The 12,677-nt window shown below is 54.1% G+C and carries 17 protein-coding genes; all 17 read right to left on the reverse strand.

Annotated elements, in window-relative coordinates; all coding sequences use genetic code 11:
- Positions 1 to 4: 4 nt before the first annotated feature.
- Positions 5 to 454, reverse strand: a complete 450-nt coding sequence (locus tag KB235_RS10805; protein WP_034808886.1) for a flagellar basal body-associated FliL family protein — start codon at positions 452 to 454, stop codon at positions 5 to 7.
- Positions 447 to 665 (reverse strand): flagellar FlbD family protein, encoded by a 219-nt coding sequence (locus tag KB235_RS10810; protein WP_034808888.1) that lies wholly within the window; start codon positions 663 to 665, stop codon positions 447 to 449. The genes KB235_RS10805 and KB235_RS10810 overlap by 8 nt, the downstream gene beginning before the upstream one ends.
- The gene (gene flgG, locus KB235_RS10815) at positions 665 to 1,456 is read right to left on the reverse strand and encodes a flagellar basal body rod protein FlgG (RefSeq protein ID WP_211779636.1); all 792 of its coding nucleotides are present in this window, start codon (positions 1,454 to 1,456) and stop codon (positions 665 to 667) included. Before flgG ends, KB235_RS10810 begins: the two co-directional genes overlap by 1 nt.
- Before the next feature lie 11 nt (positions 1,457 to 1,467).
- The gene (locus KB235_RS10820; protein ID WP_034815098.1) at positions 1,468 to 1,902 is read right to left on the reverse strand and encodes a flagellar hook capping FlgD N-terminal domain-containing protein; all 435 of its coding nucleotides are present in this window, start codon (positions 1,900 to 1,902) and stop codon (positions 1,468 to 1,470) included.
- On the reverse strand, positions 1,874 to 2,944 hold the full coding sequence (locus KB235_RS10825; RefSeq protein ID WP_211779637.1) for a flagellar hook-length control protein FliK: 1,071 nt from the start codon (positions 2,942 to 2,944) through the stop codon (positions 1,874 to 1,876). Before KB235_RS10825 ends, KB235_RS10820 begins: the two co-directional genes overlap by 29 nt.
- Before the next feature lie 16 nt (positions 2,945 to 2,960).
- Positions 2,961 to 3,509 (reverse strand): MotE family protein, encoded by a 549-nt coding sequence (locus KB235_RS10830; RefSeq protein WP_034808892.1) that lies wholly within the window; start codon positions 3,507 to 3,509, stop codon positions 2,961 to 2,963.
- 4 nt (positions 3,510 to 3,513) lie between these two features.
- On the reverse strand, positions 3,514 to 3,948 hold the full coding sequence (locus KB235_RS10835) for a flagellar FliJ family protein (RefSeq protein WP_034808893.1): 435 nt from the start codon (positions 3,946 to 3,948) through the stop codon (positions 3,514 to 3,516).
- Positions 3,945 to 5,264 (reverse strand): flagellar protein export ATPase FliI, encoded by a 1,320-nt coding sequence (gene fliI, locus KB235_RS10840; protein ID WP_034808895.1) that lies wholly within the window; start codon positions 5,262 to 5,264, stop codon positions 3,945 to 3,947. Before fliI ends, KB235_RS10835 begins: the two co-directional genes overlap by 4 nt.
- Positions 5,251 to 5,973: a FliH/SctL family protein gene (locus tag KB235_RS10845; RefSeq protein ID WP_211779638.1), complete on the reverse strand. Its 723-nt coding sequence runs from the start codon at positions 5,971 to 5,973 to the stop codon at positions 5,251 to 5,253. Before KB235_RS10845 ends, fliI begins: the two co-directional genes overlap by 14 nt.
- The gene (gene fliG / locus KB235_RS10850; protein WP_034808899.1) at positions 5,957 to 6,964 is read right to left on the reverse strand and encodes a flagellar motor switch protein FliG; all 1,008 of its coding nucleotides are present in this window, start codon (positions 6,962 to 6,964) and stop codon (positions 5,957 to 5,959) included. The genes KB235_RS10845 and fliG overlap by 17 nt, the downstream gene beginning before the upstream one ends.
- Positions 6,965 to 6,969: 5 nt before the next feature.
- The gene (fliF, locus tag KB235_RS10855; RefSeq protein WP_034815092.1) at positions 6,970 to 8,538 is read right to left on the reverse strand and encodes a flagellar basal-body MS-ring/collar protein FliF; all 1,569 of its coding nucleotides are present in this window, start codon (positions 8,536 to 8,538) and stop codon (positions 6,970 to 6,972) included.
- Positions 8,539 to 8,559: 21 nt separating this feature from the next.
- On the reverse strand, positions 8,560 to 8,844 hold the full coding sequence (gene fliE / locus KB235_RS10860) for a flagellar hook-basal body complex protein FliE (RefSeq protein ID WP_034808903.1): 285 nt from the start codon (positions 8,842 to 8,844) through the stop codon (positions 8,560 to 8,562).
- Between the two features lie 13 nt (positions 8,845 to 8,857).
- Positions 8,858 to 9,289, reverse strand: coding sequence for a flagellar basal body rod protein FlgC (flgC, locus tag KB235_RS10865; RefSeq protein ID WP_211779639.1), 432 nt, complete (start codon positions 9,287 to 9,289; stop codon positions 8,858 to 8,860).
- Positions 9,290 to 9,291: 2 nt separating this feature from the next.
- Complete coding sequence (gene flgB / locus KB235_RS10870) at positions 9,292 to 9,660, reverse strand: flagellar basal body rod protein FlgB (protein WP_034808906.1); 369 nt, start codon at positions 9,658 to 9,660, stop codon at positions 9,292 to 9,294.
- 272 nt (positions 9,661 to 9,932) lie between these two features.
- Complete coding sequence (gene codY, locus KB235_RS10875) at positions 9,933 to 10,712, reverse strand: GTP-sensing pleiotropic transcriptional regulator CodY (RefSeq protein ID WP_024370097.1); 780 nt, start codon at positions 10,710 to 10,712, stop codon at positions 9,933 to 9,935.
- Between the two features lie 37 nt (positions 10,713 to 10,749).
- Positions 10,750 to 12,123: an ATP-dependent protease ATPase subunit HslU gene (hslU, locus tag KB235_RS10880; protein WP_034808910.1), complete on the reverse strand. Its 1,374-nt coding sequence runs from the start codon at positions 12,121 to 12,123 to the stop codon at positions 10,750 to 10,752.
- Positions 12,120 to 12,668, reverse strand: a complete 549-nt coding sequence (gene hslV, locus KB235_RS10885; RefSeq protein WP_034808912.1) for an ATP-dependent protease subunit HslV — start codon at positions 12,666 to 12,668, stop codon at positions 12,120 to 12,122. The genes hslU and hslV overlap by 4 nt, the downstream gene beginning before the upstream one ends.
- Positions 12,669 to 12,677: the final 9 nt, after the last annotated feature.

Genomic DNA, 12,677 nt, shown 5'->3' on the forward strand with positions numbered 1-12,677 from the left:
CACCTCACTGTATGATTTTCTTCGTCATATAGACGCGTTGAACTTCGCCTTCCTCGAGGAGGCTGTTCAATTGTTCGCGCAACGACTGTTCAAACTTTTGCATGTCTTCTTTCGTCGTGAGTTGCGCTTTCGTCATCCCCGCCAAATCCCCGAGGATGACGTTATGAACTTGGAACTTCCGGAGTTCTAAGTTTTCTCTCGTTTCAACCGCGTCCGTGACGATGGTGAACTGGACGTTGATGAACCGCTCGTCTTGGATGTTCGTCGTCATGTCATCGGTCGTGAAGCTGCGTTCGGCGAGTTCTTCGGCCGTCACCGGCTTCGTCTTCGCCGTCACGTTGTCACCGAACAAATATTTATAAGTCATAAACCCGGCCCCACCCATGACGAGCAACACGACGAGCATAATCAGCACCATCTTCATGGCGCCGCCTTTTGGTTTCTCTTCACTCATCTTCTTCACCTCTTGTCACTGTCGTTCCAATCAATCCGACCGTGCGATAAAATGCTGATGCGCGATCGACGACTTCTTGCTTTGACTCTTTGACGATATACGTCTTGCCGTTAAATAAATGGATGATCGTGTCCGGCTCCGCCTTGACCGTCTCGATGAACAAGGCGTTCAACACGAACGCTTCACCCCGTAGCGCTGTGACGTGAATCATTAGCGTTTCAAGTTGACGAGTTCTTGTAAAATCTCGTCCGATGTCGTGATGATGCGGGTGTTCGCTTGGAAACCGCGCTGTGCGACGATCATTTCTGTGAATTCTTCTGACAAGTCGACGTTCGACATTTCAAGCGCACCGGAGACGAGTTCACCGCGGCCTTGCTGTCCTGGGATTCCTGGGTTCGGGACGCCTGAGTTTTGTGACTGGATGAAGTTGTTCGCACCGACTTTTGAAAGTCCCGCATTGTTGGCGAACGTGACGATTTGAATTTGACCGACCTGCGTCGAGACACCGGCGTCGTTAACGTAACTCACTTGACCGTCTTTCCCAATCGATAATGATTTCGCCCCTGCCGGAATCGTAATCTTTTGACCCGTCGTGCTGAGCAAATATGAACCATCGCCGTTGACGATATCGCCGGCATTATCCGTATAGAAGTTACCAGCACGCGTATATTGCGTTTGACCGTTCACGTTCAAGGCGAAGAACCCTTCTCCAGAAATCCCGACGTCGAGGGCACGACCCGTATTTTGCATCGCGCCTTGGTTGTAGACGTTATCGACCGTCGCCATCGTGCCACCGAGACCGACTTCTTTCGGGTTTGTCCCCCCGCTGACGGCGTTCGCGCCCGTTGCACTACCGACTTGCTGGCTGACGAGGTCTTTGAACGTGACGCGGCCCTTTTTATAGCCGAACGTGTTGACGTTGGCGATGTTGTTCCCGACGACGTCAAGCTTGGATTGGAAGTTCTTCAGTCCACTGATTCCTGAGTACATTGCTCTTAACATGATAATTCCTCCTATGCTTGTTTGATGGACGTGATGTCGTACACGCTGACGGACGTACCGTCTTCTAGGTCGGCCATGTAGCCGGCCTCATCCGTTCTTGAGATCGAGACGACACGGGCTGACCCTCGAATCGTCTCGGTCGCTGTCTCGGTTTTGTAGTCGATGGTCTTTCCGATCATATTGCTGAACTCGGAAATCGAGGACATATGCCGATCGAAGAGGACCGAGTCGAGTTGTTTCGAGATCGTCTGCATCTGTTCGAGCGAAGAGAACTGCGCCATCTGGGCGATGAACTCACGGTCTTCCATCGGCGACATCGGGTCTTGGTTTGCGAGTTGCGCGAGAAGCAGTTTCAAGAACATGTTCTTGTCGTACTGGTTCGTCGCTTTCGGTGCGGATTGATCGGGCAACGAATAGTCACTCGTCTTCGGTTGGATGGTCGTCATCGTCAGATTCTCCTTTCGGCTGTTGCTGCCCTTCCCGTTCAGCGTCAGGTTGTTCGCCGCTTGAAGTCGGCGTTTTGGCATCAAGCGCCTGTTGTGTCAAGTTCACCTCGATGCGGACGTTCGGCGTGAGCGGTTGCAGCGTCTGATGCAATTGTTGAAGTTGTGATTGAAGCAGTTGTTTCGCATCTTGGTTGCTCGCGAACAACTTGACGACGAGCTCTCCGTTTTGACGTTCCAACTTCACGACAAGCTCACCGAGTTGTTCTGGATAGAGCCGGACCGTGAACACTTTCGATCCGTCCGCTCCACTTTGGAATGGGGCTCGTTGCAGTGCCGCCTCGATTCGCGCTTTCAAATTTTCAGGCAACGAACTCTTCGAAGCGTACATCACGGTGTCGACATCGATTTGAGGTCTCGTCCACGTCCCACCTTTTGGCAACAGTTCGAGCGATTCTTTCACGATTGTCGTCAACGGGGTTTCAGGTTGTTTTCCTTCGGGTAAAGTGTTTTGAGCCTGGCCAAACGTCCCGTTAAATTGCGTCACGATTTGCTGCACGATGCGGACGTTCGTCTCGAACCCGCCTCGCGTCGACATGGATGGTACATCCCGTTTCAAATCACGTTCAATCATTGCTGGAATGATCGAAGCATGCGCCGTCTGCTTCGTTCCGTCTAACACGTGTGCCACGACGTTGGTCGCGGGCACCATCGCCTCTGGTGACATCGATTCTAAAGATGCCGCTTCTGTCAACAAGCTCGTATAGGCGTCCATGAACTGGCGATAGGCGTCTCGTGGCAAGCCTTTTAACCACTCGAGACTGTCCGGCTGTTGCAGCCATCGCTCGAGCTCTGACGAGAGTTCTTCGGTCGGCAATGATTGAGCCGATTCACCGTCTGACTTGACCGGTTGCTGCGGCGTATCTGTGAACGACCCGAGCATGGAAGTGAGCAATTGTAAAAAATGACCTGTCGGAGAAGCACCCGCTTCCCCGTTTTTTTGTGCCGTTCCTTGCACGGCTTGTCCGAGTAACGCGATATTCATTGATTCGACCTCCTCCCTATTGCAACAGCTGGGTGACAACGGCGGCCCGTTGTGCATCCATTCGGCCAAGTATGTCGGCTTGTTGTTTTGGTGATAGTTCTTTTAACAGTTTGGCCACCTGTGGGCTCTCTAACTCGTTCATGATGGCCGCAGCCTGTTTGGCCGACATCTCTTCGTAGACGCGTGACACGTCGGACGTCGTCGCCTCGACTTCTGCAGCGGCACTCAGTTCGGCGATGAGACGGTCACGTTCTTTGATGAGACGTGACACTTCCTCTTGTCTTGCCTTCACTTCATTCGTCAATTCGACGTTTTCATTACGCAGTTTCTCGATTTCAGCGTTGGCCACTTTCAACCGGTTCGTAGCATCCGAATCAATCCCTGTCACGTTCACGCTCTTTTCCGTCACCGGTTCTTGCTTCGTTTCGATGAACGGTACCGATAAGAGTGGGCGATCCATCGCATAGTTCATGACGACGATACCTCCGACGAGTAGGAAGATCGCCGGGATGAGGACAAGGGCGACCAACAACTGGACTCCACGTCTACTGTTCTCTTTTTCCATCCGCTTACTTCCCTTTCCCGTGGTGAATGACGGCGAGCTCGTCAATGAAGGATTGCTCCGTCGCTTTTGTGGCGGCAACTTCTTGTTGGCTCGCCTTCTCATGGAGCGTCACGTATTTTTTCTCTTCGACGACTTTCCCGAGCAGACGCTCTTGCGCCAAATGATAGCGATTGCGCGATTGGGTCACGACGAGCTGTTGCGTCTCGATTTGTCGCTTCAGCAGGTCGCGCGTCTTCTCGCGATACTGTGACATGAGCAAGTCGACCGTACCAGACTGTTCATCCTGACTCTTCATAAGCGACTCATACGTGACGAGCAGACGGTATAACGCTTCCATATCTGCCTCAAATCGTGCCTTCAACGACCTCATCTCGGTCGCCGTCTCTTCTTTTTCATGTTCAGCGATCGGCATGATTCGTTCTAGTAATAATCTGTTCATCTGTCACCTCTTGCGATTCCGGCCAACCGCTCGATTGTTTGCTCGAACGACGCCTCTTCTTCAATCGATTGCTTCAAAAACGTCAGCAGCCCCGGATAGTGATCGATGGCCGTGTCAATCGCTGGATTCGTCCCTTTTTTGTATGCACCGATATTGATTAAGTCTTCTGCGTCTAGGTACGTGGCGAGCCAGCTGCGGAACGTGATCGCATCTTCGCGATGTAGCGGTGAGGCGATTTGGTTCATGACCCGACTAATCGACTTCAACACGTGAATGGCCGGGAACTGGCCACGGTTCGCGAGGGCACGGTCCATGACGAAGTGACCATCGAGTATCCCGCGAACGGCATCGGCAATCGGTTCGTTCATGTCGTCCCCATCGACGAGTACGGTGTAAAACGCCGTGATGGAGCCGGTGACAGCCGTCCCGCTCCGCTCGAGTAGTTGCGGCAACATGGCGAAAACGGACGGGGTGTACCCTTTAGATGTCGGGGGTTCGCCTGTGGCGAGCCCGATTTCACGTTGCGCCATCGCGAAACGCGTCACCGAATCCATCATCAACACGACTTCTTTCCCTTGGTCGCGGAAATACTCGGCAATCGCCGTTGCCGTATAGGCACCTTTCAATCGGACGAGTGGCGGTTGATCGCTCGTCGCCACGATGACGACCGAACGCGCCATCCCTTCTGGCCCGAGCTCTTTCTCGATAAACTCTTTCACTTCCCGCCCCCGCTCACCAATCAACGCGATGACGTTAACGTGTGCGGACGAGCGTTTGGCGATCATGCCGAGCAATGTCGACTTCCCGACACCCGATCCGGCAAACAAGCCGACCCGTTGTCCTTTGCCGACGGTCAATAGCCCGTCGATGACGCGGACCCCGGTCGATAAGGAGTCGAGGATTCGCGGCCGTTCGAGCGGGTTCGGCGGCTTGCGCAATACGTCGTATCGTTTTGCCGGGCGCTTACCTTCCCCGGATAACGGACGGCCGAGCCCATCGAGCACTTGACCAATCAACTCGAACCCGACCGGCACTTGGAGCATGCGGCCGGTCCCTTTGACGATACAACCGGGTGCGATTTGAGTCGTCTCGCCGTAAGGCATGAGGAGCACGCGCGCATCGTTGAATCCGACGACTTCCGCTTCAACGGCTGGACCGTTCGGCAACTCGATGAGGCACCGCTCACCGATGAACGCGCTCGGCCCGCTCGCTTCGATCATCAATCCGACGACGCGACAGACGCGCCCGACTTTCCGGACGTATTCGTCTTCCGGTGACCGGGAGACGGTCTCCGTGACGAGATCAATAAGCCCCATCGGCCAATACCTCCTCGATCGTCGCCCGAATCCGTTCCAAACTGTAGGACACGTCGCGCTCACTGCCGTGGTGCGGCGTCTCGATTCGGACGCTCACCTCATCTAGCGACGCGTCGGCCCGATATTTCATCAACGGTGCATTGTCCGTCTGCCACATCGTCTCGAACCGTTGAATCGAGGCGAGGCGGGTCGGATGGACATAGATGGTCAAACTGTCGGCGTCGGGCTCACGCAAGACTTGGTCACGAATCAAATCGGCGAACAGCTGCTCATCTTTTCGGATGAGGTCGGTCGTCAACTTGGCGGCGACCTCGACCGCGAGCTCGACGAGTTGGCGTTCGGCCGAGCGCCACTTATCGTCGTATAACTGTTCGAGTTCGACGAGCACCGTGTTCAATCGGGTCGTCAACTCATCGAACGTCGCCTTCCCTTCGCCATGCCCTTGGTCAAACCCCGCGGCATAGCCTTCGTTGTAAGCCGCTTCAAGCGCCTCGGCTTTTAAGCGCTCAATCGTCTCTTCTGCGGCGTGCCACCGTTCGCTGGCTTCGGCTTCTTCTTGCCTGAGTTTTTCATAACGGGCCGCGATTCCTGACTCGTGATCGATCTCGGGTACTACCTCAACCGCCTCAAACAACGGCTTCGAGTCGATCCGTTGCGGCTCGAACGCTGTCGCCCGTCCTCGTTTAATCACATTAGACAACGATGTCATCTCCTCCACCGCGACTGATCACGATTTCTCCGACGTCTTCTAGGCGACGGATAATCCCGACGATACGACTTTGCGCTTCTTCGACGTCACGCAACCGCACAGGTCCCATGAATTCCATGTCTTCTTTGAACGTATCCACCATTCGCTGTGACATGTTTTTGAAGATGATTTGTTTGACTTCTTCGGACGAGACTTTGAGCGCGAGCAAAAGATCGTCGTTCGCCACTTCCCGGATAATCCGTTGTATCGCCCGCGAGTCGAGCGTGACGATATCTTCGAACACGAACATCCGCTTTTTGATCTCTTCGGCGAGCTCCGGGTCTTCGATTTCAAGCGCATCGAGAATCGTCCGCTCCGTCGTCCGGTCGACGCCGTTGAGCACTTCGACGACCGCTTCGATTCCACCAGACTGCGCGTAGTCCTGCATGTCGGTCTGCGACAAGTTCTTCTCGAGAATCTGCTCGACTTCATGGATGACGTCCGGGTTGAGCCGGTCCATCGTCGCAATCCGTTTGGCGACTTCCGATTGAATCTCAGGCGGCAGTTCGGATAAGATTTGTCCTGATTTGACCGGCTCGAGGTGAGCCAAAATCAACGCGATCGTTTGCGGGTGCTCGTTTTGGATAAAGTTGAGCAACTGCTTCGGATCGGCTTTTCGCGCGAACTCGAACGGTCTGACTTGGAGCGTCGAGGTGAGACGGTGGATGAGGGCCATCGCCTTCTCTTCCCCGACCGCTTTTTCAAGCACCGTCTTCGCGAAGCCGATGCCACCTTGCGTAATGTAGCTCTGTGCCATCGCGAGCTCATGGAACTCGCCCATGATCGTCTCTTTCTGTTCAGGCGATACTTTTTTCAGTGCCGAGATTTGTAGCGTTAACTGCTCCATCTCTTCTTCGGACAGATGCTTGTACACGTTCGCCGCGACTTCTGGTCCGAGCGAGATCATGAGCATCGCCGCTTTTTCTCGGTTCGATTGTTTTGCATAGTTCACGGTACTCACTCCTCAGACATCCAAGTACGAAGAAGCTTGGCGAACTCTTCTGGGTTGCTCTCTGCCAATTTCTCCAACTGTTTCTTCTTGACGGCGCCTTCGCCTCGTTCTTCAAGGTCGAGGTCCGGCACTTCGTCTTCATATGGGACTTCCCACTCGTTCGTCTCAGCGAGCGGCTCTTGCTTGCGCTTGCGTAGTGCGAAGAAGACGAGGGCGAGTAGGACGACCGCGCCGGCTGCGGCGGCATACATCCACCATGGCGTCGCTTGCTCGGTCGTCGCGACCGCTTCCGCTTCTGCGAACGGGCGAGACACGACGACGACTTTTTGTTCCAATTCCGCTTCCGTGAGGGCTTCGCCCGTCTTCGCGAGCGATGTGCGGATAATCGAATACATCATCGTCTCGAGGTCACCTTCGAGTTGCGGGTCAATCGTCGTCGCCCCGTTCGGTGGTTCGACGATGAGCTGGACACCGAGGTCTCGAATCGTGTACGGCGCGTTTTGGATCTGTTTTGTGATGCGATTCACTTCATAGTTGATGATTTCATGATTTTTCTCGCTCTCTTCGTTACCGGTACCCGTCGCGGCTGGGAAGTTGACCGTGTCGTTCTCGGCCGTCCCGGCTGCTGTTTGCGCTCCGGTCCCGCCTGTGTACGCCTCGGCGATTCGTTCGGCCGATGTGACGATCCCTTCCATGCTGTCTTCATTGACCGGGGTGACGAGGTTTTGCTCTTCTGCCGTCTGCGTCGTGTCGATGTCGGCTGTGACCGATACGAGCACGCTACGCTCACCGAGAAGCACCGAGAGCATCTGTTGAATCTGTTGACGTACGTCTTTCTCGACTTGGCGCTTCAAAGCGAGCGGGTCGGTCGAGCCACCGCCGGCCATCGTCGACTGGTCCAGGTCGTAATACGTGAAGTATTGGTCCATAATCGAGATGTTTTCCGGCTTCAAGTTCGGTACGCTCTTACTAATCAAGTGATACAGTCCTTTCACCGTCGCCGGTTCGAGTGACGTCCCAGCACCGAGGTTCAAGACGATTGACGCCGTCGGTTCGCCTTGGTCCTCTGCTAGAAAGACAGACTTCTCGGGTAGCGAGATGATGACTTTTGCCTGATTGATGCCTTCGATTTGCGTGATCAATCGTTCGAGCTCGGTTTGCATCGCGCTTCGTTCGATCACGGCCATCTCACGGTCGGTCGTCCCGAACCCGGCGTTGTCGCTGAAAAAGCTATAATCGATGGCACCCGACTTCGGGATTCCAGCCGCGGCCAAATTGACTTTCAACTGGTCGACCCGTTCGCTCGGGACATAAACACTCACCCCGTTCGAGGTCGCTTTAATTTCTGATTTCACTCCGTCAGCCGTCAGCTTCTCTGTCACTTCTCCGGCTTCTTGGGCCGACAAGTTCGTGTACAGAGGCGCCATGTTCGGTCGTGCGAGCAACATGGTCAAGACCACCGCGACGAGTAATACGCCGGCGATGACGATGCCCCAAAAGATTTTACGGTTCTTCGGCAACGCTTGGAGCGAACCCGTCAGTGAACTGAATCGTTCTTTTAACTTCTCATTCATCGCAACTCGTCATCCTCTACATTAAACTTGCATTCGCATCATTTCTTGATAGGCTTCGACAGCCTTGTTCCGCACCTCAATCGCGAGTTGCATCGCTATCGACGACTCTTCACTTTGAATCATCACTTGATGAAGGTCGGCTTTTCCGACGGCAAGGTCGGCGCGAGCCGCACTCGTCGCCTGTTGCACGTCGTTCAACGAGCGCATCGCCTCATTCAAATACGATCCAAATTGAGATGGCGTATCTTTCACCGGGTTCACCCCGGTCGGTTGAGTTCCAATCATCGAAATCGGATTGATTTGCATCCGTCTTCACTCCTTATCCTTTACCAATTTCCATCGCTTTGACGAGCATCGCCTTCGTCGCATTCATCGCCGCCACGTTGGCCTCGTATGAGCGGGTCGCCCCCATCAGGTCGACCATCTCTTTTAACAAGTCCACGTTCGGCAACTGCACGTAGCCGCGTTCGTCCGCGTCGGGATGCGACGGGTCATAAGACAATTTATAAGGCGCCTCGTCCTCGACGATTCGCGCCACTTGCAAGCCGCCCGAGACGGCGTTCGATAACTGTTTTCGAAACGGCGCTTCCTGAAGCACCGTCATCTTACGCGTATACGGCTGCCATTCTCCATCGACAAGTTTGCCGCGTGTCGTCTGCGCGTTCGCGATATTCGCTGAGACGGTGTCCATCCGTAACCGTTGTGACGTCAGCGCCGTCGCTGAGATATGAAAACTATCAAACATCCCCATCGTTAACGTCCTCCTCGTATCACCGTCTTCAAACCACCGAGCCGACGGTTGAGTTGTTCCATCATCGCCTCATATTGCAATTGGTTCCGCGCTAGTTCACTCATCTCGAAATCGAGGTCGACGTTATTCCCGTCACTGCGCATCGCACCTCCTGCACGGTCGACGATTTGGCTCGTCGCCCGCTCGCTCGGTCGCCCGCCGGCAAGTTTCAACCGCATCTCGTTCGATAGCGTCTGTTCGAAGACGGCTTGTTTCGCTTTAAAATTCGGGGTATCGATATTCGACAAATTATGACTGATCACTTTCTGGTGTAAGACCGAATGGTTGATCGCTTGCTTCATCAACTGATAGTCGGTGCCAATCCATTTCATGCGGCTCACTCGCTTTCACATAAAGATGCATGTATATACCTTATTTGGAAATTCTACTATTACATTGAAACAAATCTGTAACAGTTCTGAAAGATATTTTTAGGAAAACAGGTAAATGGTCTAGCTTCTTTTTGTCGAATTTACGACATATTCTGAAAATAATTACTTTTGCACTAAAAAACCCGTTCTTTCATTCGAAAGAACGGGTTTTTGGACCTAAAGCGGTCTTTATCTAGCGATTGTAAGGCTGTTCGTGATGAACTTGCTCTGTTTCAATTAGATTTCAGCTTCTGTAACTCAAACAAGAAATTATCATTCAGTATCTTGATATAGGTTCCTTTCATCCCGAGCGAGCGAGATTCGATGACGCCGGCGCTCTCGAGCTTCCGTAGCGCGTTGACGATAACCGAACGAGTGATTCCCACTCTATCGGCAATTTTGGAAGCAACTAACAATCCTTCGTTTCCACCGAGCTCTTCGAAGATGTGCTCAATCGCTTCGAGTTCAGAATACGAGAGGGAGTTGATCGCCATTTGCACGACTGCCTTCTTCCGGGCAGACGCCTCGGCTTCCGCCGCTTTTTCACGCAAGATCTCCATCCCAACGACTGTCGCGCTATATTCTGCGAGGACGAGGTCGTCTTGCGTGAATTCGTTATTCAAGCGTCCGAGCACGAGCGTGCCGAGACGTTCGCCGCCGCCGATAATCGGAACGATCGTCGTCTTCGATTCGAGGAAGAGTTCGCGGTTCTCAACCGGGAACGCCGTATATTCGCTATCGATATCGATATTTTCCGTCGTCTCTTTCACGTTGAACAAGTTCGACGCATACGGCTCCGGGAACTGGCGGTCGACAAGGAACGCCTTCATCCGCTCATTTTCAATCTGTTGTTTGATCGCAAAGCCGAGCAAGCGGCCGCGACGGCTGACGATGAATGTGTTCGCCTCAAGCACTTCACGCATCTTGTCCGCCATCTCTTTAAAGTCGACGTGCGCGCTCGCCTCTTGTTGAAGCATCGTGTTCAATTGGCGTGTTTTATCTAGTAAGTTCATAGTTCTGATTTTCCTCCCTGTATGTGCATACAGAATCTTATAGTATATATTGGCTTAAGTCTCGATCTTCCGCAATCGAACCGACTTTTTCTTTGACGTAAGCAGGTGTGATTTGAACGTTCGTCTGTGGCATGTCGGCCGCCTCGAACGACAAGTCCTCGAGCACACGTTCCATGATCGTATAAAGGCGACGTGCGCCGATGTCATCCGTCTCGCGGTTGACGTGCGTCGCAATCTTCGCAATCTCTTCAATCGCCTCATGGGTGAACTCGACCCCGATCTCTTCAGACTCGAGGAGCGCCGTATATTGCTTGATGAGCGCTTGCGACGGTTCGGTCAAAATCTTGACGAAGTCTTCTTCCGTCAAGCTGCTCAGCTCGACGCGAATCGGGAAGCGCCCTTGCAGCTCCGGAATCAAATCGGACGGCTTCGCCATATGGAACGCTCCGGCCGCGATGAAAAGGACGTGATCCGTTTTGACGGGACCGTATTTTGTCACGACCGTCGACCCTTCGACGATTGGCAGGATGTCGCGCTGAACGCCTTCACGCGAGACGCCGGCATGGTCTTGCGACTTCGTGGCAATCTTGTCGATTTCATCGACGAAGATGATCCCCATCTGTTCGCTACGCTGCACGGCCTCGTCATGGACCTCGTTCATGTCGAGCAAGTTCTCCGCCTCTTCGGCGATGAGGAGCGGGCGGGCCTCACGGACCGTGATTTTCCGCTTCTTCCGTTTCTTCGGCACGATTTGTCCGAGCATGTCTTGAAGGTTCGACAGCCCTTCCATCCCTTGCCCTTGGAACAAGTCGACCGTCTGCTTCTCTTCCAAATCGACTTCAATCAACCGTTCCTCCAACTCGCCGAGCTCGAGCAGGCGCCGAAGCTGGGCCCGATCGCTCGCTTGTGTCGAGTCGGTCGCCGGTTCTGCCTGTTGCGCCTGACCGCCAAACAGTGCCTCGAACGGGTTCGAGGCTGTCGGGGCGGCTTTCGCCTTCCCTTGAAGCGCATCGAGGATCCGCTCCTTGGCGACGGCTTCGGCTTGGTCTTTGACGCCTTCCTTCTTGTCTTCTTTGACGAGACGGACTGACGCCTCAACGAGGTCCCGGACCATCGATTCGACGTCGCGGCCGACGTAGCCGACTTCTGTGAACTTCGTCGCCTCGACCTTGACGAACGGGGCACCGACGAGTTTGGCGAGACGGCGGGCAATCTCGGTCTTCCCGACACCGGTCGGGCCGATCATCAAGATATTTTTCGGCGTCACTTCATCCCGAAGGTCCGCGCTCAGCTTTTGACGGCGATAGCGGTTACGAAGTGCGATCGCGACTGCCCGTTTCGCATCTTTTTGGCCGATGACGAAGCGGTCTAGTTCCGACACGATTTGGCGTGGTGTCAATTCACGTTTCATTTCGAATCGCCTCCAATTGTTTCGACAATGACTTGGTCGTTCGTATAGACACATAGCTCTCCAGCAATCTCGAGTGCGGCTCGCGCGATCTCTTCGGCCGATTTTTCTGGCGAGTAGCGGACGAGGGCCCGCCCCGCAGCCAGGGCGTAATTGCCGCCCGACCCGATAGCGAGGATGCCGTCATCCGGTTCAATCACTTCGCCGTTACCTGAGACGAGAAGCAAGTGATCGGCGTCCATGACGATGAGGAGCGCTTCGAGCTGACGGAGCATTTTATCGCCGCGCCACTCTTTCGCGAGTTCGACGGCCGCCCGCGGCAAATTCCCGTTATACATCTCGAGCTTTGACTCGAACTTCTCGAACAGGGTGAACGCGTCGGCGACGCTACCGGCGAAACCGGCTACGACTTTTCCGCCATAGAGCCGGCGTACTTTTTTCGCTTTGTTCTTCATGATGACCGCGTTTCCGAGCGTGACTTGTCCGTCCCCGCTCATTGCGCCTTTGCCTTCGTGTCGGACTGCAAAAATCGTTGTTGCATGGAACATAGTATGACC

The sequence above is a fragment of the Exiguobacterium alkaliphilum genome (genome assembly GCF_018138125.1).
Lineage (GTDB): Bacteria > Bacillota > Bacilli > Exiguobacteriales > Exiguobacteriaceae > Exiguobacterium > Exiguobacterium alkaliphilum.